The 26176-nt window shown below is 59.2% G+C and carries 27 protein-coding genes and 2 tRNA genes; 17 read left to right on the top strand and 12 right to left on the bottom strand.

Going from position 1 to position 26176, the window contains the following annotated elements; genetic code table 11:
- Positions 1–152: 152 nt before the first annotated feature.
- Positions 153–3536, top strand: a complete 3384-nt coding sequence (locus V6S97_RS04520; protein WP_080866246.1) for a YhdP family protein — start codon at positions 153–155, stop codon at positions 3534–3536.
- A gap of 45 nt (positions 3537–3581) precedes the next feature.
- Here the strand turns inward: V6S97_RS04520 and tyrS are convergent, their stop codons facing one another.
- The gene (tyrS, locus tag V6S97_RS04515) at positions 3582–4835 is read right to left on the bottom strand and encodes a tyrosine--tRNA ligase (protein ID WP_003507941.1); all 1254 of its coding nucleotides are present in this window, start codon (positions 4833–4835) and stop codon (positions 3582–3584) included.
- A gap of 200 nt (positions 4836–5035) precedes the next feature.
- On the opposite strand from tyrS, the gene V6S97_RS04510 reads away from it, so the two are divergent.
- Positions 5036–6157: an anhydro-N-acetylmuramic acid kinase gene (locus V6S97_RS04510; protein WP_003507950.1), complete on the top strand. Its 1122-nt coding sequence runs from the start codon at positions 5036–5038 to the stop codon at positions 6155–6157.
- A 225-nt stretch (positions 6158–6382) separates the two neighbouring features.
- Here V6S97_RS04510 and V6S97_RS04505 read toward each other — a convergent pair whose 3' ends face one another.
- The gene (locus tag V6S97_RS04505; RefSeq protein WP_003507952.1) at positions 6383–7060 is read right to left on the bottom strand and encodes an alpha/beta hydrolase; all 678 of its coding nucleotides are present in this window, start codon (positions 7058–7060) and stop codon (positions 6383–6385) included.
- Between the two features lie 211 nt (positions 7061–7271).
- Here V6S97_RS04505 and V6S97_RS04500 point away from each other — a divergent pair, with 211 nt between their 5' ends.
- From V6S97_RS04500 to sufA, 7 genes are all read left to right on the top strand, one after another.
- Positions 7272–8441 (top strand): cysteine desulfurase family protein, encoded by a 1170-nt coding sequence (locus tag V6S97_RS04500; protein ID WP_334426151.1) that lies wholly within the window; start codon positions 7272–7274, stop codon positions 8439–8441.
- Between the two features lie 200 nt (positions 8442–8641).
- Complete coding sequence (sufB, locus tag V6S97_RS04495) at positions 8642–10111, top strand: Fe-S cluster assembly protein SufB (protein WP_003507956.1); 1470 nt, start codon at positions 8642–8644, stop codon at positions 10109–10111.
- A gap of 72 nt (positions 10112–10183) precedes the next feature.
- Positions 10184–10939: a Fe-S cluster assembly ATPase SufC gene (sufC, locus tag V6S97_RS04490; RefSeq protein ID WP_003507958.1), complete on the top strand. Its 756-nt coding sequence runs from the start codon at positions 10184–10186 to the stop codon at positions 10937–10939.
- Positions 10940–10963: 24 nt separating this feature from the next.
- Positions 10964–12235 (top strand): Fe-S cluster assembly protein SufD, encoded by a 1272-nt coding sequence (gene sufD / locus V6S97_RS04485; protein WP_003507960.1) that lies wholly within the window; start codon positions 10964–10966, stop codon positions 12233–12235.
- On the top strand, positions 12228–13478 hold the full coding sequence (locus V6S97_RS04480) for a cysteine desulfurase (protein ID WP_334426150.1): 1251 nt from the start codon (positions 12228–12230) through the stop codon (positions 13476–13478). Before sufD ends, V6S97_RS04480 begins: the two co-directional genes overlap by 8 nt.
- 36 nt (positions 13479–13514) lie before the next feature.
- Positions 13515–13898, top strand: a complete 384-nt coding sequence (locus V6S97_RS04475; RefSeq protein ID WP_003507963.1) for an SUF system Fe-S cluster assembly protein — start codon at positions 13515–13517, stop codon at positions 13896–13898.
- Between the two features lie 105 nt (positions 13899–14003).
- A complete protein-coding gene (sufA, locus tag V6S97_RS04470) occupies positions 14004–14393 on the top strand; it encodes a Fe-S cluster assembly scaffold SufA (protein WP_003507965.1) in 390 nt (129 codons plus the stop codon).
- Between the two features lie 195 nt (positions 14394–14588).
- On the opposite strand, the gene V6S97_RS04465 is transcribed toward sufA, so the two are convergent.
- Positions 14589–14864: a hypothetical protein gene (locus tag V6S97_RS04465; protein WP_003507967.1), complete on the bottom strand. Its 276-nt coding sequence runs from the start codon at positions 14862–14864 to the stop codon at positions 14589–14591.
- Positions 14865–15031: 167 nt separating this feature from the next.
- Here V6S97_RS04465 and V6S97_RS04460 point away from each other — a divergent pair, with 167 nt between their 5' ends.
- Both V6S97_RS04460 and V6S97_RS04455 read left to right on the top strand, forming a co-directional pair.
- On the top strand, positions 15032–15271 hold the full coding sequence (locus V6S97_RS04460) for a hypothetical protein (RefSeq protein ID WP_003507969.1): 240 nt from the start codon (positions 15032–15034) through the stop codon (positions 15269–15271).
- Positions 15249–15758: a DUF6714 family protein gene (locus tag V6S97_RS04455; protein ID WP_003507971.1), complete on the top strand. Its 510-nt coding sequence runs from the start codon at positions 15249–15251 to the stop codon at positions 15756–15758. The genes V6S97_RS04460 and V6S97_RS04455 overlap by 23 nt, the downstream gene beginning before the upstream one ends.
- Positions 15759–15850: 92 nt before the next feature.
- Here V6S97_RS04455 and V6S97_RS04450 read toward each other — a convergent pair whose 3' ends face one another.
- The 3 genes from V6S97_RS04450 to V6S97_RS04440 are packed head-to-tail and all read right to left on the bottom strand — an operon-like array spanning position 15851 to position 19081.
- On the bottom strand, positions 15851–17059 hold the full coding sequence (locus tag V6S97_RS04450) for an ABC transporter permease (protein WP_003507972.1): 1209 nt from the start codon (positions 17057–17059) through the stop codon (positions 15851–15853).
- On the bottom strand, positions 17049–17768 hold the full coding sequence (locus tag V6S97_RS04445) for an ABC transporter ATP-binding protein (protein ID WP_003507973.1): 720 nt from the start codon (positions 17766–17768) through the stop codon (positions 17049–17051). The genes V6S97_RS04450 and V6S97_RS04445 overlap by 11 nt, the downstream gene beginning before the upstream one ends.
- A gap of 14 nt (positions 17769–17782) precedes the next feature.
- Positions 17783–19081, bottom strand: coding sequence for an efflux RND transporter periplasmic adaptor subunit (locus V6S97_RS04440; protein ID WP_003507975.1), 1299 nt, complete (start codon positions 19079–19081; stop codon positions 17783–17785).
- 237 nt (positions 19082–19318) lie between these two features.
- On the opposite strand from V6S97_RS04440, the gene V6S97_RS04435 reads away from it, so the two are divergent.
- Positions 19319–19474 (top strand): hypothetical protein, encoded by a 156-nt coding sequence (locus V6S97_RS04435; protein WP_003507979.1) that lies wholly within the window; start codon positions 19319–19321, stop codon positions 19472–19474.
- A gap of 71 nt (positions 19475–19545) precedes the next feature.
- The gene (locus tag V6S97_RS04430; RefSeq protein WP_233282758.1) at positions 19546–20034 is read left to right on the top strand and encodes a VOC family protein; all 489 of its coding nucleotides are present in this window, start codon (positions 19546–19548) and stop codon (positions 20032–20034) included.
- Between the two features lie 7 nt (positions 20035–20041).
- Here the strand turns inward: V6S97_RS04430 and V6S97_RS04425 are convergent.
- Positions 20042–20118 (bottom strand) — tRNA-Arg (locus V6S97_RS04425).
- A gap of 48 nt (positions 20119–20166) precedes the next feature.
- Positions 20167–20472, bottom strand: coding sequence for an ETC complex I subunit (locus tag V6S97_RS04420; RefSeq protein ID WP_003507982.1), 306 nt, complete (start codon positions 20470–20472; stop codon positions 20167–20169).
- Positions 20473–20738: 266 nt separating this feature from the next.
- On the opposite strand from V6S97_RS04420, the gene V6S97_RS04415 reads away from it, so the two are divergent.
- Positions 20739–20815: transfer RNA gene (locus tag V6S97_RS04415), tRNA-Pro, on the top strand.
- Between the two features lie 53 nt (positions 20816–20868).
- Here V6S97_RS04415 and V6S97_RS04410 read toward each other — a convergent pair.
- Both V6S97_RS04410 and V6S97_RS04405 read right to left on the bottom strand, forming a co-directional pair.
- A complete protein-coding gene (locus V6S97_RS04410; protein WP_060726421.1) occupies positions 20869–22011 on the bottom strand; it encodes a ceramide glucosyltransferase in 1143 nt (380 codons plus the stop codon).
- 214 nt (positions 22012–22225) lie between these two features.
- Positions 22226–22495 (bottom strand): DUF982 domain-containing protein, encoded by a 270-nt coding sequence (locus V6S97_RS04405; RefSeq protein WP_035213169.1) that lies wholly within the window; start codon positions 22493–22495, stop codon positions 22226–22228.
- Positions 22496–22708: 213 nt separating this feature from the next.
- Between V6S97_RS04405 and V6S97_RS04400 the strand changes: the two genes are divergently transcribed.
- Entirely contained in the window at positions 22709–22957 is a 249-nt protein-coding gene (locus V6S97_RS04400; RefSeq protein WP_003507987.1) for a BON domain-containing protein, read from the top strand.
- Positions 22958–23017: 60 nt separating this feature from the next.
- Here the strand turns inward: V6S97_RS04400 and V6S97_RS04395 are convergent, their stop codons facing one another.
- A complete protein-coding gene (locus V6S97_RS04395) occupies positions 23018–23500 on the bottom strand; it encodes a DUF192 domain-containing protein (protein WP_003507989.1) in 483 nt (160 codons plus the stop codon).
- On the bottom strand, positions 23500–24078 hold the full coding sequence (locus tag V6S97_RS04390; RefSeq protein WP_035213171.1) for a cold-shock protein: 579 nt from the start codon (positions 24076–24078) through the stop codon (positions 23500–23502). The genes V6S97_RS04395 and V6S97_RS04390 overlap by 1 nt, the downstream gene beginning before the upstream one ends.
- Positions 24079–24270: 192 nt before the next feature.
- Here V6S97_RS04390 and V6S97_RS04385 point away from each other — a divergent pair, with 192 nt between their 5' ends.
- Together V6S97_RS04385 and V6S97_RS04380 are read left to right on the top strand one after the other, a co-directional pair.
- The gene (locus tag V6S97_RS04385; RefSeq protein WP_003507992.1) at positions 24271–24711 is read left to right on the top strand and encodes a VOC family protein; all 441 of its coding nucleotides are present in this window, start codon (positions 24271–24273) and stop codon (positions 24709–24711) included.
- A gap of 156 nt (positions 24712–24867) precedes the next feature.
- On the top strand, positions 24868–26130 hold the full coding sequence (locus V6S97_RS04380; protein WP_003507994.1) for a YcbK family protein: 1263 nt from the start codon (positions 24868–24870) through the stop codon (positions 26128–26130).
- The last annotated feature ends 46 nt before the right edge of the window (positions 26131–26176 follow it).

Raw genomic sequence — 26176 nt, 5'->3', positions numbered from 1 at the left:
ATTGAGATTTGAGGTCGAAACGATCTTAAATCTCAATCGTGATCTGGGCTAAAGAATTAGAGCGGGATTCCAGACGGAAACCGCTTATACTTTTCGCCATCCGCTCCGGTGTTGCGGCGAAACAAAAGCTATTCAAGGGCAAACAAGGGCGTATGGCTGAAGTCAGGGGTGAAAAGGTCAAGTTCGGCAGGCGTGATATCATTGCGCTGCATGATCTTCCTTCGGCGCAGGCCGAAGATCCCATCATCGTTCATTGCCCCGCGCCGCGCTCCATGGTGCGAGCCTTCGTCAAGATTTTCGCGGCGCTTTTCGTGCTGGCCTTCCTCTCCATCGGCGGCATCATTCTTTCCGTCGAGACCGGATCGATCGATGCGACGCTTTCCAGCCAGGCGCAGCAGGCACTGGAAAAGGCGCTCGGTCCACACTACAGCGCGCGGATCGGTTCTTCGGCGATCAGGTTTTCCACCGGGCTGCGCCTTGCGCTGGTGGCTGAGGACGTGGATATCGTTGAGAAGGAATCCGGCCAGCATCTGAGCCGGGCGCGGGCGATCGGCATGGCGCTCGATCCGCTTGCGCTTCTGACCGGCCGTGTCTCGGTGCAAAGCCTCGAAGCTGACGGGATGGAGCTCGATACCGCGCTTTTGCCCAAGGGTAACGGGTTCGATCTCACCAGCGTCAAGCTCGACGCCGTGCCGCAGCAATTGCAGGATGCCTTCGGACAGCTCGACAAGCTCGCCCAGGCTTTCCTGAGCAGCGGAACCGAGGAGATCGATATCTCCAGCGTTTCGGTTCACCTGCCGCCCGGCGAACTCGGCAAGTCGCGTACAATCGAAGTGCGCGAATTGTCGCTGACGCCGGATCAGCAGGGCGGCTATTCGCTTGATGGCGAAACGCTGTTTAACGGTGAAATTGCCAGCGTGTCGCTCAAAACCTCCGGCGCGGGCGGCGTGATCAACGGCTTCGAGGCCCGCATCGACGGTTTCGATATCGGCCCGTTCCTGGAAAAATACGATCCCGACGGCAATCTTCATGAAGGTCTGAACGTCAAGACAGGCGTCAACATTGTCGCTCGGCGGGCCACGCAGGGGCAGGAGCCGCGCCTGGACGTTTCCCTCGGCATGGGCAACGGCACGCTTCGGATTGGCGGCGAAGCCCAGACCTTCACGGCAGGCACCGTCAATGCGCATTATGACTTTGCAAAAAGCACCCTCGTCATCGACAATTCGCGGCTGGAGCTCGGCCGGACTATTATTCCGGTCGCCGGTGAAATCAGCGATACGGAAGACGGCTTCGGTCTTTCGTTGCGGATCGACAATGGCGTTGCTTCGTCCGAAGCTTCGGGGGAGGCCCCTGTTCCTTTCAGCCTGAAGGCGGACGGGCATTTTACGGCGGCGACGAAACAGCTCGATGTTCCCGCGCTTTATGTCACGGGCCCGCTCGGAGACATGGCGGGATCGCTGAAAATCCGGTTCGGCCAGGGGTCGCCGGAAATCAGTTTCGGCGGACAGATTCCGAAGATGGAGGCCACGGCGGTCAAGCAGCTCTGGCCGTTCTGGATGGCGCACAAACCACGCGACTGGGTGGTATCCAATCTTTACGGCGGCACCGTAACCAATGGTTCAATCGCGATCTTCATCCCGCAGGGACGGATGTGCGGCCCCGGCTGCCCTCTGGTGCTGGGCGAAAGCGAAATGCAGATCCGCTTCGATATCGATGATACGCGTCTCAATACCACCGGCGACATTCCACCGTTGCGCGATGTCGATGCGCATTTTGACCTTGTCGGCGGCAAGATGGCCGTCGATATCAAGCAGGGCACCACCTATTTCCCGTCGAACCGCTCGCTCGCGCTGGAGAACAGCCGCTTTCTCATTTCCGCTGTTTACGACAAGCCGCTGCTCGGAAATCTCGAGTTGAACGTTTCAGGTTCGGCCGATGCCGTGGCCGAGCTTGCGACACTCAAACCCATCAATGCGCTCAAGGACACGCAGTTCAAACCGGAAGATTTCACCGGCGATGTCAAAGCCCACGCGAATCTCACCGTTGGCCTGCTTTCCAGCCACAACCCGCCGCCGCCGGTCTGGACGGCCGATCTCGACCTGAAAAACCTGTCGCTGACGAAGCCCTTCGCCGGCCACAAGGTGACCGCTGTCGACGGCTTCATGACGTTGGACGACCGCCAGCTCAAACTGGAGGGCAAGGGCCGCGTGGACGACGTGCCGATGGACATCGTGATGACGGAGCCGGTGCGCAAGAAGAGCGATATCGCGCCGACACTGTCGCTGAAGGCAACCCTCAATGAGACGCAGGTCGCCAAGCTCGCCCCTGAACTGTCCACGGTCCTCGGCGGCACGACGGCGATCGAAATCGACGGCGCTGACCCCAAACGCCAGGACATCCGGCTTGATCTGACCAAGGCGTCGATCATTCTGCCCGGGCTCGGCTGGAGCAAGGGTATCGGCATTCCCGCCAATGCCACCTTGACCATGGAAGTGGCTGATGGGCGCACGACGATCAGCGACTTCTCACTCGATGGTGACGGTTTCGGCGCTGCCGGCGATATCGCCTTCAGCAAGAACGGGCTGATTTCCGCCGATCTCAGCCGCGTGCAACTCTCGCCCTCTGACAATTACGCCGTTTCGGTCGCCGCGTCGAAGAACGGCTATATCATCAATGCATCGGGCAAATCCGCCGATCTCAGGCCCTTCATTTCGAAGCTGCGCAGCCCCTCCAGCGGCAGCGACGGCGCGTCCCGTTCGCAGCCCACACTTTCCGTCAAGGCGCAGTTCGACAAGGTTTACGGTTTCAACGACGAAATCCTCGGCAATGTCAGCGCCGATGTCAGCGTGCGGGACGGCAAGGTACGCTCGGTTGATTTCCGCGGTGTCACCGGCAACGGCCAGGCGGTCGTCGCCCAGACCACCAATCGCGGGGCGACGGGAACCGTAACGCTGACCAGCAGCGATGCGGGTTCGCTCGCCCGTTTTGCCAATATCTACAGCCGCATCCGCGGCGGCCTGCTCAATCTTGCGCTGACGACGTCCAATGGCAGCGACTGGAGTGGCTCGCTCGACCTGCGCAATTTTGCCGTCGTCAACGAAGCCAAGCTGCAGGACATCGTCGCCACACCGACGGGTGAGGACGGCAGGAGCCTCAACAATGCGGTGCGCCGCAATATCGATGTCAGTTCGGAAAAATTCCAGCGCGGTTTTGCCCGCCTCGTTTATGTCAACGGTTCGGTGGCGGTGGAAAACGGCGTCGTGCGCGGTGAACAGATCGGCGCGACATTCCAGGGGCTCTTGAAGGACCAGAGCGGCCGCATGGACATGACCGGCACCTTCATGCCTGCCTATGGTCTGAACCGGCTGTTCGGGGAACTGCCTTTCATCGGCATCTTCCTTGGCAATGGCCGCGACCGGGGTCTGCTCGGCATTACCTTCAAGCTGTCAGGCCAGACGGACCAGCCGAAGCTGACGATTAATCCGCTGTCGCTCATCGCGCCCGGCGTCTTCCGGCAGATCTTCGAGTTCCAATAAAAAGGGCCGCTTTCGCGGCCCTCAATAACAGCTTTGGTGCGGGTGTTACGCCGGGCGAACCAGAACGTGCTTCTTCTTGCCGACCGAGAGCTTGATGACGCCGTCACCGGTCACTTCGCCGGAACCAACGCTCTGACGCTCATCGGAAACGCCGATGTCGTTGATCTTCACCGCACCGCCCTGAACATGGCGGCGGGCCTCACCATTCGAACCGGCGAGACCGGCGCGCACGATGAGCGAGAGAACGCCGACGCCGGCTTCGAGTTCGGATGCCGGAACCTCGATGGAGGGCAGGTTTTCGGCGAGCGCGCCTTCCTCAAAGGTCTTGCGCGCGGTTTCGGCAGCTTCTTCCGCAGCGGCGCGGCCATGCAGGATCGCCGTTACTTCGGTCGCGAGGATTTTCTTCGCCTCGTTGATCTCCGATCCGCCGAGTGCTGCCAGACGGGCGATCTCATCCATCGGAAGCGTCGTGAAGAGCTTCGCGAAGCGAACGACATCCGCATCTTCCGTGTTGCGCCAGTACTGCCAGAAATCATAGACCGGCAGCAGGTCCTTGTTCAGCCACACGGCGCCCGATGCCGACTTGCCCATTTTCGCACCGGAGGAGGTGGTGAGCAGCGGCGAGGTCAGCGCATAGAGCTGCGGTGTCCCCATGCGGTGACCGAGGTCGATGCCGTTGATGATGTTGCCCCACTGGTCAGAGCCGCCCATCTGCAGGCGGCAGCCGGTACGCTGGTTCAGCTCCACGAAATCGTAGGCCTGGAGGATCATGTAATTGAATTCGAGGAAGGACAGCGACTGCTCGCGGTCGAGGCGCGTCTTCACGCTGTCGAAGGACAGCATGCGGTTGACCGAGAAGTGGCGGCCGACGTCGCGCAGGAATTCGAGGTAGTTCAGTCCGCGCAGCCAGTCGGCATTGTTGATCATCAGTGCCGGGTTCTCAGCGCGGTCATAATCGAGGTAGTTGGCAAAGACGTGCTTGAGCGAGGTGATGTTGTCCTCGATCATGTCGATCGTCATCAGCTTGCGGGCCTCTTCCTTGAAGGAGGGGTCGCCGACCATGCCGGTGCCGCCGCCCATCAGGGAAATCGGCTGATGGCCGGTCTTCTGCATCCAGTGCAGCATCATGATCTGGGTGAGGTGGCCGACATGCAAACTCGAAGCCGTCGGGTCATAGCCGATATAGGCGGTCACGGTTTCCTTGGCGAACAGTTCGTCGAGACCTGCCTCATCGGAGATCTGGTGAATGAAGCCGCGCTCATCGAGCGTGCGGAGGAAATCGGACTTGAACCTGGACATAACCTTTTACTTTCTGGTTTGATCTTTGCCGTCGCTGGAGCGCCGCACGTCCTTTCGGACGCGCAAAGGACGCTCCACAATGCCGTAAGCAGCCAATGAACGACGCGGCTTTATCATTGTTTTTTGAAATGTGCACCCGTTTCGGCCATGAATAACGGCGATTCACGTCATCATGATTCGATATTGAAGGGGAGCGGCGCATGGGCGAGGTCAAAACGGCGATCGGGCTGATGAGCGGGACATCGATGGACGGCATCGATATCGCCCTGTTGCGCACGGATGGCGAAAGCGTGGTGCGGCACGGGCCGAGCGGTTATTTCCCCTATGATCCGGGCCTGCGGGCCATCTGGCAGAAGGCGCTTGTGACAGCCAAATCCATTCGCGAACGGCGCGAGCGTCCCGGCGATCTTGGTGAGGCAGAGCGCAAGCTGACGCTTGCCCATGCCGCGGCGGTCAAATCCTTCCTCCACCGTCACCGGCTTGAAGCCGGCGATATCGATGTGATCGGTTTTCATGGCCAGACGGTGCTGCACCGCCCGGATGAGGCGCTGACCGTGCAGATCGGCGACGGGCCTCTGCTGGCGGAGGAAACCGGGATCGATGTGGTTTACGATATGCGCGCCAACGACATGGTGCATGGCGGGCAGGGTGCGCCGCTGATCCCTGCTTATCATATGGCGCTCTCCGCCAATCTGCCTGATGGCTTCGAAACGCCAGCCGTTTTCGTCAACATCGGCGGCATATCCAACCTGACCTATATCGGCGATGGCGGGCGGCTTGCCGCTTTCGACAGCGGCCCCGGCAACATGTTGATCGACCAGTGGATCGAGGCGCATACGGGCAAAGCCTTCGACAAGGGTGGCAGGACGGCGGCAGGCGGCAGTGTCGTTGCTTCCCTCGTCACGCGTTATATGGAAAGCCCGTTCTTCTCGGCCAATATCCGCCGCTCCCTTGATCGCAGCGATTTTGTGCCACCGCAAAAGGGCGAGGCCTCGTTTGCCGACGGCGCACGTACGCTGTCGCATCTGACGGGCGCTGCAATCCTCAAATCGGCGAGCTACCTGCCGGAAGAAGCAAAAACCTATGTGGTCTGCGGTGGCGGACGTCTCAACCCGGTGATCATGGAAGAGTTTGCAAACCTTGCCGCAAAGGTGGGGGCGCGGGTGATTGCGGCGGAAGAGGCGGGTTTCGATGGCGGGGCAATGGAAGCGGAGGCCTGGGCCTATCTGGCCGTGCGTTCGCTTAAAGGCCTGCCGCTGACCTATCCCGGCACGACGGGCGTGAATGAGCCGGTGACGGGTGGGGTTTTGGTGAGGGCGTAATAGACGACGGCGGGCTTGGCTTACCCCCTCTGCCCTGCCGGGCATCTCCCCCTCAAGGGGGGAGATCGAATCGTGGTGACCTTCCGGCCATCTTTAAGCAGCGTAGGCGAGGAGCAAGCGTCTAGCTGATCTCCCTCCTTGTGGGGGAGATGCCCGGCAGGGCAGAGGGGGGTGAGCCACACCCGCCGTCGATAACTATGGCCTGCCCAAACTATACGCCCCAAATCACCGAATACGCTTCGCTGCCGGTTCCGGCACCAGTTCACCATTCAGGCGGCGGTCGAGGTAGTCCTCGCATTCGCTCATCAGCTCATCAACCTTGCCGTTGAAGAAGTGGTTGGCGCCGGGAAGGGTGCGGTGGGTGATGAGGATGCCCTTCTGGGTCTTCAGCTTTTCGACCAGACCGTTGACGTCCTTCTCAGGCGCGACCTTGTCGGCGTCGCCATTGATGATGAGGCCGGAAGACGGGCAGGGGGCGAGGAAAGAGAAGTCGTAGGTGTTGGGCTGCGGCGCAATCGACATGAAACCTTCGATTTCCGGGCGACGCATCAGAAGCTGCATGCCGATCCAGGCGCCGAAAGAATAACCGGCGACCCAGCAGCTTTTCGAATCGGGATGCAGGCTCTGCACCCAGTCGAGAGCGGATGCGGCGTCGGAAAGCTCGCCGGCGCCATGGTCAAACTCGCCCTGGCTGCGGCCGATGGAGCGGAAGTTGAACCGGAGCGTCGTGAAACCGCGCTTCTGGAAAAGATAGAAGAGCTGATAAACGATCTGGTTGTTCATCGTGCCGCCGAACTGCGGGTGCGGATGAAGGATGATCGCTATCGGCGCGCTCTTTTCCTTGGAGGGTTGATAACGGCCTTCGAGGCGACCCGCAGGGCCGTTAAAAATGACTTCGGGCATTGGTACTCCGGTCGTGTTTTTTCATTCTCCAACCGCATTCTTCCGACGAGAAGACTTGACGAACTGTGTCATCTTTTCTAGAACGCAGTTTAGAATAATTCGAAACTTTGCGTGTGCTTAAGCACTCGGACCGTGTCATAAGGCAAGCGCAACTGTAATTTCAAGAAAAATGCGTTTTGGCGCATGGAAGATTGAGCGAAGCTTTTCCGCGATGACGGTTTTGACGCGCACATATATGGACTGGAACGCCACGGCGCCGCTTTTGCCTGCGGTGCGGGATGCTCTTGTCCGCGCTCTCGATATCACGGGTAATCCGTCCTCCGTACACCGGGAAGGGCGCGCAGCCCGTGCGGCCGTCGAGGCCGCGCGTCGTGACGTTGCTGTGGTCTGCGGCGCCCAGGCGTCGCATGTGACCTTTACGAGCGGTGCGACCGAAGCGGCCAATCTGGTGCTTTCGCCTGAGTTCAAGATGGGGCGCGCTCCCGTACGCTATGGTCGTCTTTACGTTTCGGCGATCGAACACCCTGCTTTTCGCGAAGGTGGCCGGTTCGACAAGGCTGACGTTACGGAAATTCCCGTTACGTCAGCGGGTGTCATCGATCTTGCGGCCCTTGAGGCGCTGCTGTCAGCGCACGACAAGTCCACTGGTCTGCCGATGGTCGCCTGCATGCTGGTCAATAATGAGACCGGCATTCTTCAGCCGGTGGCTGAAGCGGCGCGGCTTGCGCATGCAGCTGGGGGATTGATGGTCGTCGATGCCGTGCAGGCTGCCGGCCGCGTTCCGCTCGATATCAATGCATTGGAGGCCGATTTCCTTGTGATCTCGTCCCACAAGCTTGGTGGCCCGAAGGGTGCTGGGGCGCTGGTGTCCCGCGGCGAGGTGATGATGCCGAAGCCGCTGATCCATGGTGGCGGTCAGGAAAAGGGACATCGTTCCGGTACTGAAAATATCCTGTCGGTCATCGGTTTCGGTGCCGCCGCCGCTATTGCTGCGCAAAACCTCGAGACCGAAGCGACGCGTCTTGCAGCGCTGCGCGCAAGGCTGGAAGACGGCATGCGGGCAGTCGCGCCTGACGTGATCATCTACGGTGAGGATGTCGGCCGTGTCGGCAATACCACGTTTTTCACCTTGCCCGGTTTGAAGGCGGAAACGGGCCAGATTGCATTCGATATCGAAGGCATTGCGCTCTCGGCCGGTTCGGCCTGCTCTTCCGGCAAGGTGGGTGAAAGCCATGTGCTGACGGCGATGGGACGCGATCCCAAGCTTGGCGCACTCAGGATTTCCCTTGGTCATGCGACTGATGAGGCGGATATCGAGCACGCGCTCGCAGCCTTTACGAAAATTGCCGGGCGGCGCAGGCTAACCGGTCAGGCCGCTTAAAATGCGGCAAAGAATTGCGGAATAGCAATTTTCCGCTTGCCGGGATGTGTGAAAAGCGCCATCCCGCACTTACATGGGTATAAGCTCCGCCCCGTTTATACGGGCCCGGATTATTTGCCCGAAGATGGATGAAGGCGGCTATCCGCCTTGATACGTTGACAAGCCACCGGACCTTGGCTCCGGCGAGATTGGAGAACGACATGGCAGCGGTTCAGGAAACGATCGATCAGGTTCGCCAGATCGATGTGGACCAGTATAAATACGGCTTCGAAACCGAAATCGAAGTCGACAAGGCCCCGAAGGGCCTTTCGGAAGAGGTGATCCGCTTCATCTCGGCCAAGAAGCAGGAGCCGGAATGGATGCTGGAATGGCGTCTTGAGGCTTACAAGCGCTGGCTGACGATGGAAGAGCCGACATGGGCGCGCGTCAGCTACCCCAAGATCGACTTCAACGATCTCTATTATTATGCCGCACCGAAAAGCACGCCCGGCCCGAAGTCGCTGGACGAAGTCGATCCGGAGCTGCTGAAGGTTTACGAGAAGCTGGGTATCCCGCTGAAGGAACAGGAAATCCTGGCCGGCGTGGAAAACCGTCGTGTGGCCGTGGATGCGGTGTTCGACAGCGTCTCCGTTGTCACCACCTTCAAGGCGGAACTGGCAAAGGCCGGCGTGATCTTCATGTCGATCTCCGAAGCCGTGCGCGAATATCCTGATCTGGTGAAGAAATATCTCGGTTCGGTCGTGCCGCAGACGGACAATTTCTACGCAACGCTGAACTCGGCCGTCTTTACCGATGGTTCCTTCGTGTTCGTGCCGAAGGGCGTGCGGTGCCCGATGGAGCTTTCCACCTATTTTCGCATCAACGAAAAGAACACCGGACAGTTCGAGCGCACGCTGATCATCGCCGAAGAAGGCGCCTACGTCTCCTATCTGGAAGGCTGCACGGCACCTCAGCGCGACGAGAACCAGCTTCACGCCGCCGTGGTGGAACTGGTGGCACTCGACGATGCCGAAATCAAATATTCCACAGTCCAGAACTGGTATCCGGGCGACAAGGACGGCAAGGGCGGCATCTACAACTTCGTGACCAAGCGTGGCGATTGCCGTGGCAACCGTTCGAAGATTTCGTGGACGCAGGTTGAAACCGGTTCTGCCATCACCTGGAAATACCCGTCCTGCATTTTGCGCGGCGACGACAGCCGTGGCGAATTCTATTCGATCGCGGTTTCCAACGGCCATCAGCAGATCGACAGTGGCACCAAGATGATCCATCTCGGCAAGAACACGTCGAGCCGCATCATCGCCAAGGGCATTGCCGCCGGTTTCTCGGAAAACGTCTATCGCGGACAGGTCTCGGCTCACCGCAAGGCGACCAACACGCGCAACTTCACGCAGTGCGACTCGCTTCTGATCGGCGACAAGTGCGGCGCGCATACCGTGCCCTATATCGAGGCGAAGAACTCGTCTGCTCATTTCGAGCATGAGGCGACCACGTCGAAGATTTCCGAAGACCAGCTGTTCTATTGCCTGCAGCGCGGCATTCCCGAGGAGTCGGCCATCGCACTGATCGTCAACGGCTTCGTGAAGGATGTCATCCAGCAGCTGCCGATGGAGTTTGCGGTTGAAGCGCAGAAGCTGATCGGCATTTCGCTGGAAGGTTCGGTCGGCTGATCGTCATACGAATACGCACTTTGAGTGCGCGGTTTCGCGCACCTTCGCTCACACTATTCTTAGGATAAAACCATGCTTGAAATCATCGACCTGCACGCAAAGATCGCCGATACCGAAACCGAGATCATCAAGGGCCTCAACCTTAAGGTTGCTGCCGGTGAAGTTGCGGCCATCATGGGCCCGAACGGTTCCGGCAAGTCGACGCTGTCCTACATCCTGTCGGGCCGCGAAGACTATGAAGTCACCTCCGGTGACATCCTCTACAACGGCGAAAGCATTCTGGAACTGGATGCCGCCGAGCGCGCTGCCAAGGGTATTTTCCTGGCCTTCCAGTATCCCGTCGAAATTCCGGGTGTTGCCACCATGCAGTTCCTCAAGGTTGCTATGAACGAGCAGCGCAAAGCGCGCGGCGAGGCCGAGCTGACGACGCCGGACTTCATCCGTCGCGTCAAGGAAGCTGCCGGCGATCTGAAGATCGACATGGACATGCTGAAGCGTCCGCTGAACGTTGGGTTCTCCGGCGGTGAGAAGAAGCGCGCCGAAATCCTGCAGATGGCGCTGCTGGAGCCGAAGCTCTGCGTTCTCGACGAAACCGATAGCGGCCTCGACATCGACGCGCTGAAGATCGTGGCTGATGGCGTCAACGCGCTGAAGTCGCCGGATCGCGCCACTGTCGTCATCACCCACTACCAGCGCCTGCTCGATTACATCGTGCCTGATAGCGTTCACGTTCTTTACAAGGGCAAGATCATCCGTTCGGGCGACAAGGCCCTGGCGCTGGAGCTGGAAAACAATGGTTACGCCGACATCATCGGTGAAGCGGCCTAAGCAAGAGGCCAGGAGGTGATGTCCATGAACATTCAAACGACCAATCGGCTGACGCCAGCGGAAACCGCGCTGATCGACGCCTATACCGCCAAGTTCAGCGAATTGCCGGGCAATGGTGCGGTTGTCGCCGCCCGTGACGTGCTGTTCGACGATCTGAAGACCGGCGGTCTTCCGACCCGCCGCATCGAGGCGTGGCACTATACCGATCTCAAGAGCCTGTTGCGTGCCATTCCGGAAGACCAGCCCGCTCCAGTCATCGAGAAGGCCGCGTCCGTCATCGCTGGTTCGCCGGTCGCCTATGTGCTGCATGGCACGGCTAATGTTGGCAAGGTCGAGGATATCAGCGTTTCGAGCTTCGCTGAAAGTCTGCTCGACGGTTCCGCCGCCGCAGGTCTTGCCGAAGCCAGCAAGGACGACGTGATCGGCCGTATCAATGGCAGCTTCGTGCGCGACGGTCTGACGCTCGACATCCCGGCTGATGCCGATATCGAGAAGCCGATCGAATTGCAGGCCATCCATGGTGCCGGTCAGGTTCACAGCCGCTTTCCGGTACGCTTCGGCAAGGGTTCCAAGGCAACCGTTATCGAGCGTCACCTTTCGGTGACTTCCGATGCGGCCTTTGTTTCCTCCGTCACCGACATTGTCGTTGAAGACGGCGCGGAAGTGACCTGGATCATCCTGCAGCAGCAGGGTGCCGCCGATATCCATCTCGGCCAGCTGCGCATGAAAATCGGCGCGGATGCCAAGATTCGCCTGTTCGTGATCAATGCCGGCGGCAAGCTGGTGCGGCAGGAACTGCGCATCGACGTGGATGGCGAGGGTACTGACCTCATCGTTCGCGGCGTCAACCTGTTGGGCGGCGAAACCCATACCGACGTGACGATGGTTCTTGGCCACAACGTGCCGAACACGACCTCGACGGAAGTGTTCCGCAACGTGGTCTTCGACCGTGCAAAGGGCATTTTCCAGGGCATGATCCGGGTTGCCCCCGATGCCCAGAAGACCGATGCGAAGATGGCGTGTAATACGCTGCTGATGTCTGACGATGGCGAGTTCTCGGCAAAGCCGGAGCTTGAAATCTTCGCCGACGACGTTCAGTGCGGTCACGGTGCGACGGTTGCCGATATTGACGACAACCATCTCTATTATCTGATGGCGCGCGGCGTGCCGCGGGCAAAGGCGCGGGCGATGCTCGTCAATGCCTTCGTCGCTGAGATCGCCGAGGAACTGGAAGAAGAAAATCTGGTAGAGGCGCTGGAGACGATCATCTCCGGCTGGCTGGAACATCATGCCTGAGAGCGAACGCGCCGCACTGGCGGCCCCCTATGACGTCGAAGCAGTGCGGAAGGATTTTCCGATCCTTTCGCGCGAGGTCTATGGCAAGCCGCTGGTCTATCTCGACAACGGCGCGTCCGCTCAAAAACCGCAAGTGGTGATCGACGCCATTTCGCATGCTTATTCCAATGAATACGCGAATGTGCATCGCGGCCTGCATTTCCTCTCCAATGCCGCAACGGATGCCTATGAGGCATCGCGCGAAAAGGTGCGCCGTTTTCTGAACGCCGGTTCGGTGGATGAAATCGTCTTCACCAAATCCTCGACCGAGGCGATCAATACGGTCGCTTACGGTTACGGCATGCCTGTTATTGGCGAGGGCGACGAGATCGTCATCTCGATCATGGAGCATCACTCCAACATCGTGCCGTGGCATTTCATCCGCGAACGGCAGGGCGCCAAGCTCGTCTGGGTGCCGGTGGATGATGACGGCGCGTTCCATATCGAGGCTTTCGAAAAGAGCCTGACGGAGCGCACCAAGCTCGTCGCCATCACCCATATGTCGAATGCGCTCGGCACCATCGTTCCGGTCAAGGAAATCTGCCGCATTGCCCATGAGCGCGGCATTCCGGTGCTGATCGATGGTTCACAGGGCGCGGTTCACATGCCGGTCGATGTGCGCGATATCGATTGCGACTGGTATGTGATGACCGGCCACAAGCTTTACGGTCCCTCGGGCATCGGCGTGCTCTATGGCAAGGCTGACCGCTTGCGCGAGATGCGGCCGTTCCAGGGCGGCGGCGAGATGATCCTCGACGTTTCCGAAGACAACGTGACCTATAACGAGCCGCCGCATCGCTTTGAAGCGGGTACGCCGCCGATCGTGCAGGCCATCGGTCTCGGTTACGCGCTTGATTATATGGACAATCTCGGCCGTGCCGCGATTGCCGCGCATGAGGCAGATCTTGCGGCTTACGCCGCTGAGCGGCTGCGCGAGATCAATTCGCTGCGCATCATCGGCAATGCGCCTGACAAGGGCGGCATCTTCTCCTTCGAGCTCGAGGGCATCCATGCCCATGACGTCTCGATGGTGATCGACCGGCGCGGCGTTGCCGTGCGGGCCGGCACCCATTGCGCCATGCCGCTCTTGAAACGGTTCGGCGTCAACTCCACATGCCGGGCATCGTTCGGCCTTTACAATACCCGCGCCGAAGTAGACTCTCTTGTTGAGGCGCTGGAATATGCGCGCAAATTTTTCGCCTGATATCGGAATAAGAGATCAGGATTGAGGTTTAAGACCATGACTGCCGAAGCCACTGCAAAGACCCAGGATGCGACCGAAGCTCAGGAAAAGGTATCCACCATTCCGCCGGATGAGCTGGCGCGCCTCAGCGACGACGTGATTGCGGCGCTGAAAACCGTCTACGACCCGGAAATTCCAGCCGACATCTTCGAACTCGGTCTCGTCTACAAGATCGATATCGAGGACGACCGGATGGTCAAGATCGTCATGACGCTGACGGCCCCGGGTTGCCCGGTTGCAGGTGAAATGCCGGGCTGGGTGGAAAATGCCGTGGGTGCCGTCGAGGGTGTTTCCGGTGTTACCGTTGAAATGACCTTCGATCCGCCGTGGACGCCGGACCGCATGTCGGAAGAAGCGCAGGTCGCCGTCGGCTGGTACTGACGTGATTTTGACAGGTGTCATCCCTTGATGACACTCTCAGGCGCTATTAAGTTGAATTCCATAAGCATCGAGCCTTGAACTCGATTGTCGAAGGAGAATGGGCCGATGGGCTTTGCGATCATGACCATGACCGGGGCTGCCGCCTCGCGTGTTAAAGCAATCGTCGAAAATTCCGGCCCTGATGCCAAGGGCGTGCGCGTCGGCATCAAGAAGGGCGGCTGCGCGGGCATGGAATATACCATCGACCTCGTGACCGAAGCGGATGCGAAGGACGATCTGGTCGAATTCGAAGGCGCCAGGGTCTGGGTTCAGCCTTCTGCCGTGCTTTATCTGCTCGGCACGCAGATGGATTTCGAAGTGACCAAGATGCGCTCTGGCTTCACCTTCAACAATCCGAACCAGACATCCGCCTGCGGCTGTGGTGAATCGGTTGAGCTGAAGCCTGCCGATCTGGCAGCGCTGGCAAAGCAGCGCGAGGCAGAGGCCAGCGTCTGATTGGTTACGGCTATCTCTGCGATGGAGAGGCAGACCTTTCTTATGCACGCAGCGCTCCCACAAACGCGACGTCATCCCCGTCAAATCGCTTGAGACGTTTGTAGATCCTCGGGTCAAGCCCGAGGATGATGGATGAGAGGTTTGAGGTTCTTTTTCCGCAAACTGCGCCCGGCGTAAAAATCAGCTTTCGAAGGATCATGACTGCTGTTTGAGGGTTTCGATAAAATCCGCCAGCGGATGAATTGATGGCGTCGTCGTCAATAGAGGTTCGAGAGCCGCCGCGATCATCCCGCAATCCCCCGCGGAAAGTGGCCGAAGGCTTGAAGTGACCTTGTTATAGTCGGGCTTGCCGCGTGACGCGAGGGAACGATTGATCACAAACACTTCCGTCTGCCCGTCAGTTCGTTCCACGAAGAGAGCGAGCGAACCGCCGTCCGCGGCAGCGGCGCTGTCCGATACCGATTTGAACATCCAGACTCCATCCGATAAACTTGAGGGTGAGCCTATCCGATTGACGCCCTGAAGCAAGGTTATCGGATATTCCGCGAGGTTTGGCAGGAGGTGCGTGACCACCTGCCACCCATACTGAAAAGGTATTTCGGACAGCTGACAGGACTGATCGTGGGGAGGAAACCGGGATGGAAATCAATAGCGCCTCGATTGATATCTGGACCATAGGTCTGATCGTCGCCGGCGTCGTGGCTGGTCTGACGCTGATCGTCGGCATTATTTATCTTACATTTTACTGGGAGGAGAAGGCGCGCCTGCGAGCGCGGTCTGCGACATCCAAGGGTGACACGCAGAATGGCCTTCAGTTCGAGCGGACCGAGGGTGGAGAATGGCCGACGGTGCACGGTGACGGGGGAACGCATCATTGAACAGGCGGATTATTTGATGCGACCGGAGCCAGATATTATCGCAAACGCGAAAGCGGCGGTGAGAGAAGCATTCGCGGGTGTCACCCTGGGTGGTGGCGTCGGCCTTTCCGAGGCGCAGGCGCTTGACGATTATGCGAATAATGAGGTTCGCGCCGCGTGTCGTGCTGGCGACGAGAAGAATGACTGGGCCGCTATCCCCGTGGAGGACCTCAACAGACATTCCGGCAGCCCCGCCTTCCTTGATGCTGAAGGAATGCGATTTCATCTGCCCGCCTATATGACTGCTGATCTCGATGGCGACTACAGGCACGAATTCGCACCCTATTCGTGCGGGTGCCAGGAGAAATTTTCCTTACTGACTCTGCTGCAACGGAATGCCGTGGAAGCGTATCTCCGCGCTATCAGTGAGACGGAAAACCTGCCGCCCTATCAGGACGATATAGAGCGCGCGCTCGAAGAATGGGTGGATATGCGTGCTCCACGGTGAGCGATTAGAGCGGATCGGGTCAATCCCCAAGGAGGAGTTGCAGCTTGCCGTTTCTTCTCACACAAAGCCGGTTGCGGTTTGAACGCCGACTTTCACTCATGCCGCAACGCTTCTATCGGGCTCAGGCTTGCCGCCCGCCGTGCCGGGAAATACCCGAAAATCACCCCGATGGCCGCCGAAAAGGCGAAAGCGAGGAAGATGATCGAGGGGCTGGTGACAAAGGGCACGGTGAGATAGCTGACGACGGCATAAGCGAGGCCGAGGCCGGTAAGGATGCCGACGAGGCCACCGAAGGCCGACAGCATGACGGCTTCCACCAGAAACTGCGTCAGCACCTGTTTTTCCAGCGCGCCGATGGCAAGTCGAATGCCGATCTCGCGGGTGCGTTCCGTCACCGAAACCAGCATGATGTTCATGATGCCGATGCCGCCGACCAGAAGGCTGACGGCGGCGACCGCGCCCAGAAGCCCGGTCAGCAGCGTCGTCGTGCCGGTCATGGCGGAGGCAATCTGCGTCATGTCGTTGACGGTGAAATCATCCTCACGGCCGATGCCGATGCGGCGGCGCTCGCGCAGCAGGTTCTGCAGGTCGCTCTGCACCTTGGCGGTAGAAACGCCATCCTGCGCTGAAACCATGATCGAGGAAATGGTGGTAGTGCCGCCGATGCGCCGCTGGTGGATTTTAAGCGGCATGATGATCGTGTCGTCCTGGTCGTCACCGAGGCCGGACTGGCCTTTTCTGGCCAGCACACCGATGACGGGGCAGGAGATGTTGCTGACGCGGATCGTCTGTCCCACAGGGTTTTCTGCCCCAAAGAGTTCCTGACGCACCGTTTCGCCGATGATGCAGCCGATCTGACCGCCGCGATCTTCGGCGGGCTGGAAGTCGCGGCCGAGCGCAATGGTCCAGTCCTGCGCGATCAGATAATCGTTGGTGGTGCCGATGACACTTGTCTGGTGGTTCTTGCCGCCGAAAATGACGGTTGCGGCGGAACTGCGGTTCTGCGGCGCAACGGCACGGATGCCTGATATCTGGTTGCGGATGGCCTCGATATCGCGGTCGTCAAAGCGTTTGGCTTCGGTGCTCGCCCTTCCGGGGCCGAACTGGCCGGGACGGACGAACAGCATGTTGGTGCCGAGCCGTGACAGTTCCGATTTCACCTGTTCCGTCGTGCCATTGCCGATGGTGACCATGGCGATGACGGCGGCCACGCCGATGACGACACCAAGCACGGTGAGGAAGGAGCGCAGCAGGTTGCGGCTGATGGCGCGCAGCGCAAGACGCGACGTTTCAAAGAACATCTGATGTCTCCTTTTTGTCCGCGGCGCTATCGGAGGCGAGATGGCCGTCGACAAAGCGCAGGAGGCGTCCGGCGTGGGCGGCGATATCCTCTTCATGCGTGACCATGACGACGGTGATGCCCCTGTCACGATTGAGTGCGGTGATCAGTTCCATGATCTCGACACTGGTTTTCGTATCGAGATTGCCGGTCGGCTCGTCGGCCAGAAGCAGGGCAGGGCGGGTGACGATGGCGCGGGCAATGGCCACACGCTGCTGCTGGCCGCCGGAAAGCTCCTGCGTGGTGTGGTCCTCGCGGCCCTTCAAACCTACCTGCGCCAGCGCCTCCATGGCGCGCTCGCGCCGTTCCGAGGCTTTCATGCCACGATAGATCAGCGGCAGCTCGACATTTTCCATGGCCGAGGTGCGCGAGAGAAGATTGAAACCCTGAAACACGAAACCCAGCATGTGCCGGCGCAGCAGCGTCAAATGTTCATTGTCGAAACTGCTGGTCGGCACACCCTGGAACAGATATTCGCCTGATGTCGGCACATCCAGACAGCCGATGATGTTCATCGAGGTGGATTTGCCCGATCCTGACGGCCCCATGATGGCAACGAACTCCTTCTCGCGAATGGAGAGGCTGACGCCATCGAGCGCGCGGATCGTCGCTTCGCCGCGGCCATATTGCTTGACGACATCGCGGAATTCGATGAGCGGCGGCTGTTGCATGCGCTTGTCCTCCGTCAGCCGGCGTTGCGGGCCGTTGCGTCGGTGATCACCTGGTCATCGGCCTTCAACTCGCCCGATTTTACCACGGTATGCTGGCCGTCGGTGGAACCGGTTTCAATGGAAACGGAGACCGGATTGTTGTTGCGCAACACCCAGACCGTTCTTTTGCCTGTCGCAGCCTGGCCGGCGTCGCGGTTCTGCGAGCGGCCCATGCGGGGCGGGCGGAACAGGCTCATCAGCCCGCCGCCACGGGAGGCGGATTCGCGCGGCGGCGTATAACGAAGCGCGGAATTCGGCACCAGCAGCGTGTCCTTGATTTCCTCGACAATGATATTGGCGGTCGCCGTCATGCCGGGGCGCAGCAGCAGTTCCTCATTGTCGACAGTCAATATGCCCTTGTAGGTCACCACGTTGGACACAGTCTCGGACGCGAAGCGCACGGTCTCGATCTCGGCCGGGAAACTGCGGTCGGGATAGGCATCGACATTAAAATTGGCCTTCTGGCCGGTTTCGACCTTGCCGACGTCGGCCTCATCCACTGAGACCTGCAATTCCATGTGGCGCAAATCACCGGCGATGGTGAAGAGAACAGGGGCGTTGAGCGAGGAGGCGACGGTGGCGCCGGGATCGACGCTGCGGGTGAGGATGACGCCATCGATGGGCGAGACGATCTTTGCCTTGCCGAGATTGACCTCGGCGAGCCTCAGATCCGCCTCCGCTGACAGCACCGTTGCCTCGTTGACCTGCAGCGTGGCGGCGGCGGCATCATGGGTGAACTGCGCCGCATCCAGATCCTGCTGGCTGGACACCCGGTTCTGCACCAGCGATCTCAGGCGCTCCATCGAGGTTTTTGCCGAGCCGAGATCGGCGCGCGCCTTCAGCACATTGGCCTTGGCGGAGGCAAGCTTGGCGCGGGCGCTCTGCACATCGGCCTCCAGCTTGTTGGTATCCAGTTCCGCCAACACGTCTCCGGCCTTGACCGGCGTATTATAGGTGACGTTGACCTTGCGCACCGTGCCGGACAGTTCGCTCGATATATCGACCTGATCCGTCGGCTGAACCGAGCCCGTGGAGGTGACGATGACCGAGAGATCGCCCTGACGCGCGGCCTCCGTGGTGTAGCTATAGGCGACGCCGGCTGCGCGTGACTGGTAATAATAACCAAGGCCCCCGCCAATCAGCACAATGGCTGCTGCGGCATAGAGAAACCGACGCGACTTTTTCTTGCGGCCGTTTCTGTTCGTTCCCAGAATCTCGCGCAGATCGGGCTGGCTGTTTTTTGTATCGCTGCCACTCGTATTGGCGTCATTCATTCTCATCACCCGCAAAATTCAAAATACCACAGAGGGTTGTTTCCGCTCTCCGGTTTGTCCGTCCATCTGTCGCCGTTGTATTCCTCTGATTGTGGGAAGTGACATAGCTTGCCCTGAGGGTGAAGTGAAAACTTGGTAATATTTATGATAGTTCTGGTCTGTTAGAGATAAATCCGGAAATATCGATGCCATAAACGCGGCTGAGCTTTCAGCGGCGACATTCAGGACGATGATGAAATGAACGACAATGTGGTGAAGTTCCGCAAACCGGTGCCGCCGAAGAAGCCACGCGAACCGCTGGGGCCGAAAGCCAGGAAGGCCTTGACGATTGCGGCTGTCATCGCGTTTTTTGTGGCGGTGTGGGGGTATTTCACGCTGTTTGGGCAGGGGTAGGGCTGTGAGGGCCTGTTTATGACGGCTATGGCCTAAGCGGACTTTGTTCGGTGAGCGTGGGAAGCCTCGGAATGGTCACCCTGGAGACGAGGACGCCGAATGCCATGAGACTTGCTCACATCAATCTTGTTGCTCGCAATGTGGAAGCACTTGCCACGTTTTACGTGAACGTCATGAAATGCGATGTCCTTCGCGAACCGAGGACATTATCCGGCGAAAAGGTTTCCCGGGGAAACGGGCTTTCAAACTCAGAAATTCGTACAGTCTGGCTGAGATTCCCAGAACTGGAGCAGCCTTTTCTGGAGATTCACGAACACAGGGTCACCCATCCCCGTGAGCAGCCAAGGGTTAATGAACCCGGCTTTGGGCACTTAGCTTTCCAGATGGAAGATATTAGTGCGACCCTCTCCAGCATCATCGAAGCCGGCGGCGCACAGATCGGGCAGATTACTGATTTCGGGACGCCGGAGATGCCCTATCTGATCGCTTATGCACGCGATCCGGAAGGAAATGTGCTTGAGCTTGAACAGACCTCGACGGTCATTCATCTGAAATTGTGAGAAGCGGTGGCGACCCCTGCAGGACTCGAACCTGCGACCTACTGCTTAGAAGGCAGTTGCTCTATCCAGTTGAGCTAAGGGGCCATCATGCCGGGCAATCGATACTCCGGCAAAAACTTTGATCTTGGTGTTTCAGTGCGTCCAGGGCTGGGTGCGGTTGAAACGGAAATTGTCGGTGTAGGAAACCACCTTGCGGGTCGCTTCCTTCGGCTGGATGACGCGGTATTCGATGCCCTTGCGCTGGGCATAGGCTTCGGCCTGTTCCTGCGTCTCGAATGTCAGCTTGAGTTGCTGCTTCATGTCGGAACTGGAGGTGTAGCCCATGATCGGATCGATCTTGCGCGGAACTTCGGCGTCGAATTCCAGAACCCAGACATTGGTCTTCGCCTTGCCGGATTGCATGGCGGTTTTTGCAGGGCGGTAAATCTTCGCAGACATGTCGAAACTGCTCCGGTTGGACAGTGGGGCACAACACCCCGAATTATTCATCACGTACCTGAATAGAATAACCAAATCGTGTCAGGAACGTTGAATTTGAAATGGACTGACTTCAGGTGAGAGTCAAGACGATTATCCCCTTGCAGCCCGATCGCACTCCGCCGTTTCGGCGTCATGTTTTGCCCATCGGGGCCGCGGTTGAACAAAGATGAATTTCCCTGTTGCGGACTGCGGGTGAACCGTGTATTCCCCAGCCATCGCCTCGGCGGAGTGTAGCGCAGTCTGGTAGCGCATCTGGTTTGGGACCAGAGGGTCGGGAGTTCGAATCTCTCCACTCCGACCATTTTAAAGCAAAACATCAGCTTTCCGGCGTAACCCTATCCTAAAGATGACAATTTATTCTGCTGACGGACCGGCCAGTGTGCTCTCGGCCGTGCCGATCGTCATGACATTGCCACGCCAAGCGACCGCGCTGCCGATCCAGCTGCGGGCCCAGACGAGGGGCATGATCATATCCCTGCTGATCATGGCCGGCAGCGTGTAGAGCGAAACCGGCCAGCGGTTGAGGGCGGCAAGCGCGAGTTCCGGCACGTACATGAGGGCGAGGACGGCAAAGGCGGTTGCGGTAAGGTTCACGTCCATCATCGCAGCGGCGGCGAGCGCGAAGAGAAGCGGGGGAAGCGTGCCGGTCAGGATTTCCGGCGCGAAATATTGCGGGAAGGTCACGCGTCGCAGCCGCGCCCAGCGGGTCTGGCGCGACCAGATTTCACCGGCATGGCGCTGGCCGAGCGGTTGCTCGAACGGGGCGGAGACCAGATGCACCCTGCGGCCGGCGCTTCGCACCAGCTTCGTCGAGGCGGCGTCTTCGGCGATTTCGGCGGCCAGCGCGCGAATGCCGCCATTGTCCTCCAGGAACGGCTTGTTCCACAACATCGACTTGCCTTGCGCGAAACCCATGCCGATGGCTTCCGCCGCATATTGCCAGCGGCCCTGCGATCCGTTGAGGAAGGCGCATTCCACATGCGCCCAGAAACCCGCAGGCCGTGAACCGAGCGGCGGCGAGCAGACGAGCCCGCTGTCCTTCCGCCAGGCCGACATCATGGTGGCAATATAGGATTTCGGCATCAGCACGTTCGAATCGGCGAGAATCACCCATTCATGCCGGGCGGCGCGCCAGCCCTTCACGCAATTGTTCAGCTTTGGATTGGCGCTGATGCGGTCGTCACCGATGAGCAATTGTGTGGAAACCGAGGGAAAGGCGGCTTCAGCTTTGCGGACTTCCTCGATCACGGGATCGAATTCATCAGCGACGCAGAACAGCAGCTCGTAGTCGGGCCAGTTGAGCTGAAAGGCGCGCGATAGTGTCAGCGGCGTGAAGTTTTCCACGCCGCGCAGCGGCACGACAAGCGAGACAGGCGGTTTTTTCCGGACAAGATCGTTTTCCGCATCTCGTCTTGTCAGTCGCCAGCCGGCCAGAACGATGCCGAGAAGATTGAAGGCGAGGAGCAGGATTGCGCAAAGGGCAAAAACGGTTTCCATGCTGGCCAGTTCCACTCCCAAGCTTTCGGCGGTCCACCCGCCAATCGATTCCATGGAATTCGTCTCTGCCGATTATAACGTTTGCGTGACAGTTACATGTCATGATCGGACAGGCAGGGAGATCGAGCGGCGCATGAGAGGCGTCACGACGGCTGCGCTCAAAAGAAAAGCCCTCCGCATAGAAGGGCCCAATCGTCATGATGGTCGATGAATTTTAGTGGACGTTCAGGATATGGGCATGACTGCTTGCGACGAGAAACGATTCCCGTGCTTTCTCGATGTCGCATCTGCCGGCGATGGCATCGAGGCAGTTCCTGCGCGCTTCCTCATATTCCGGCCCATGTTCCTCGGGCCAGCGGTACATCAGCATATCAAGCGCCACCAGCGGGCTGTAGATTTCCACGGCCGCCGAAAGCGGCAGATGGATCGCCACCGGTTTCATCCACGCGGCGTGGTGACACGGCTCTGTTCTGTGAATCAGCATGTCATTTTCCTCCCTGTTTTACCTGGCTTGAAAGCCTCTCACACTCCCATGCGCGAAATGCCCGCCTCACGAAATGGTTCCCGATCACCTAAAATGTGATCGATCAGGGGGTTCCAATTTTCCAAGATGAATGGAAGATGAACAAATAGATGAACCGGAGATGAACAAAACTACCGCTACGGCGTTGGTATGTTCATAAGAAGGAGAACACATATGTTTAATTTGTCAGGCATTCAGGAAAGCTTCTTCGGAGACCGCATGGCCGGCGTATGCGAGGCGATCACCTCGGCTCTGGCCTTCGAATCAGGGCTCGAAAAGTCGCGCATTTCCGCAAGTGTCGAAAATGATGTGATTTATCTGGAAGGTACGGCCGATTCGGTCGAGGCGATCGATATCGCCATCAATCTTGCCGCTTCCATTTCCAATTGCCGGATTCTGAGCCATATCGAGCCGGTTTACTGAATATTGTGCCAGCCGGGCGAAACCTCGTCCGGCTCATTCAGACGCAATAACGCGGCAATGTCATTTCCGGTTGCCGATTTGCGCGCTGCGGACCATATCGCCGGGCTTGATGCCAGAACGTTTCGCGGCGCCGCCATTCAGCTCAAGCACAAATTTTACGGGTCCGCGGGAGCTGATGATCGCTTCCGAATGCGGAACGGCGTTTTCGTGAATATGGGTGATTCGGCCATCGCTGCCGATGAACAGCATATCGAGCGGGATGAGGGTGTTGCGCATCCACATGGCGACGGCGCGCGCCTCACCGAAATCGAACAACATGCCGTTTTCAGACGGCATGGATTTACGGAACATCAGACCCTGCGCGCGCTGGGCATCGTCCAGCGCCAGTTCGGCAACGAAGTCGTGCGTTTTCCCGGAAGCGGTTTCAATGGTGAGCGGCTCTGACGTGAAGGCCTGGCGTTCCTGAGCCTGCGCGGCACCGGCCAGCGTGAAAAAAAGAAGCGCCATAACGGCGCTTTTCACCATATGGCGCAGGGCGGACATCAATGCGACATCCCGATGGCAACCGGGTTGTCGGGATGGATTTCCGCCGCCATCAGGCCCTTGTCGCCATCGCCGAAGCGCACCAGAACCACCTGACCGGGACGAAGCTCCGTCAGGCCGAAACGGCGCAGCGTTTCCATATGCACGAAAATATCTTCCGTTCCTTCGCCACGCGTCAGGAAGCCGAAACCCTTGGTGCGGTTGAACCACTTGACGATGGCGCGCTCAAGCCCGCTCGAAGGCGTAACCTGCACATGGGTGCGCACCGGGGGCAGCTGCGAGGGGTGAACGGCGGTCGACTGGTCCATGGAGAGAATGCGGAAAGCCTGGAAACCGCGATCGCGCCGCTGGATGAGGGCGACGATGCGCGTGCCTTCGAGGATAGTCTGATAACCGTCGCGGCGCAGGCAGGAGACGTGCAGCAACACATCCTGCGTGCCGTTATCAGGCACGATGAAGCCGAAACCCTTGGCGACATCGAACCACTTCACGACGCCGGTGATCTCGGTCAGGTCCACGGCATCGCCCGAAAGGTCCTCGACATCGACTATCGTTTTCGATGACATCCTATCAGCCATATCCTGCCAACCCCTCGATTACGCGCCATACACCGGTCAACTGATTCCTGTGCGCCAGATTAACATCTTGGTAACGGTTTCACGCAAGCCCTAGTTTTTGATTTACGCAGCTGCTTTTATGTCGCCGTCCTTGTCCGGGGCTTGCCATCATGCGTTTAACGGCTTCGGACCCGTGTAATGGAGAGGAATAAAATGCGGTATCTGCACACGATGGTTCGCGTCAAAGACCTTGGCGAATCACTTAAATTCTATGTCGACCTGCTCGGTCTTACGGAAATACGCCGAATCGAGAACGAAAAAGGCCGCTTCACTCTGGTGTTTCTTGCGGCGCGCGACGACATTGCTGCGGCGAAGGAAAACAAGGCGCCGTGCCTGGAGCTCACCTATAACTGGGACACCGAGGATTATACCGGCGGCCGCAATTTCGGCCATCTGGCATACGAGGTCGACAATATCTACGATTTCTGCGCCCGGCTGCAGCAGAACGGCATCGTCATCAACCGGCCGCCGCGCGACGGACATATGGCCTTCGTGCGTTCGCCTGACGGTATTTCCTTCGAAATTCTGCAGAAGGGCGAAAGCCTCGCACCAGCCGAACCGTGGATATCTATGCAGAATACCGGTTCCTGGTAGGGATTTTCCGGTGAGTAGCGGCGTTTTCGGGTGCTCTTGCCTTGTCCTGAGGGGATGAGGCATAGTCCGCGAATCGAAACGGCCAGTCCCGTTTTGGGGAAGCACACGATTCCGTTCCCGTGCTGCTGTTGGAAATGCAAGATACGGAGGCCAGCCATGAAAACTGTCGAAAGCGCGAAAAGACGCCTTGTCCGTCCGCGTCTTGTCGTCGCGGTTTCGCTGCTTGGGCTTTCCGGCTGTGTTTCAGCGGTGACCGACGACGAGATGGCCGCCGCTACCAAGAAGCCGGAAATTGCCGCACAACAGAAGCCGCAAACCGCCGCTTCCGCCGCCGCCGGCGCGCAACCGGGACACTATGTGGATCCCGCCGTGGCATCGGCGGCCGGCGCGGCTGCGCCTGCCCAGACGCCGGGCGGCCCGGCGCAGGCTTATGGCGCCGCCGCCGATATTGGCGGATTGACGACGCAGCCCACGGCGATTTCCGCCGGGACGACAAGCATTTATTCCACTGTGGCGCCCGCCGGTGCTGCAGGTGCACCCGGCACGGCCGCCGCCACGGGCGCCCCCTCTCACAAAATCATTCCCGCGGTCAGCAGCGTCTATTCGGCGCCCATGCAGGCGGCGCAACCGCAGCCTCAGCCGGTATCAGCGCCGGTTCAGGTCCCGCCAGCCGGACAGGTGCCGGCGGAACAGCATAGCGAAAACCGTCAGCCGGTTCCTGTGCCCGCGCCGCAGTCCGCCTCGGAACAGCTCGCGGCTGTCGCGGCGCAGCCGGCCGTGGACGCTGCCAAGATGGTGGGCGAGGCGCAGGGAGGCGACGGTAAGGGCGTGACGCTTGCGGCATTTTTCGCCGGCGCGGCCAAGAAGCGCCTGCCCAAGATGATTGAAAGCGGCACGGCGGACAATACGCAGGTCGCATCATTGCCCGGAGCCGCGGACGGGACGATGGGCATTGCGCTTTCCGGCCGCTCTGTCATGTCCGATGAGTTTGACGATGCCCATCTCGATGAAGAGGATGACCAGCCGACAGGCCTGATGAAACTCGCCTCGCTCTCCGGCTTGAGCCGCGTCGCCCCGAATGGGCTTTTCCTGCAGACGGATCGCGTCGAAGTTGGCTGCTTCAAGCCGGAACTGGTGCGGATGATCAAGGATGTGGAGCGCCACTATAACAGCCCGGCGATCGTCACCTCGGGCTATCGTCCTCCAAAGGGCATAAGGCAGGGCTCCAAACACTATACCTGCGATGCCGCCGACATCCAGATCAAGGGCGTCTCCAAATGGGAGCTTGCGACCTATCTGCGTTCCCTGCCGGAGCGCGGCGGTGTGGGCACCTATTGCCATACCGAATCGGTCCATATGGACACGGGTGAGCCAAGAGACTGGAACTGGCGCTGCCGCCGTACCGCTGCGCGCAAGTGATCTCTGGCCGGGTTTGTAGGAATATCAAACCCGATGCTTTCCGAGC

It is taken from the genome of Agrobacterium sp. CCNWLW155, from assembly GCF_036888815.1.
GTDB classification, from domain to species: domain Bacteria; phylum Pseudomonadota; class Alphaproteobacteria; order Rhizobiales; family Rhizobiaceae; genus Agrobacterium; species Agrobacterium radiobacter.
Note: the sequence above shows the minus strand (reverse complement) of the source record. Positions and strands in the feature narration are given on the sequence as shown.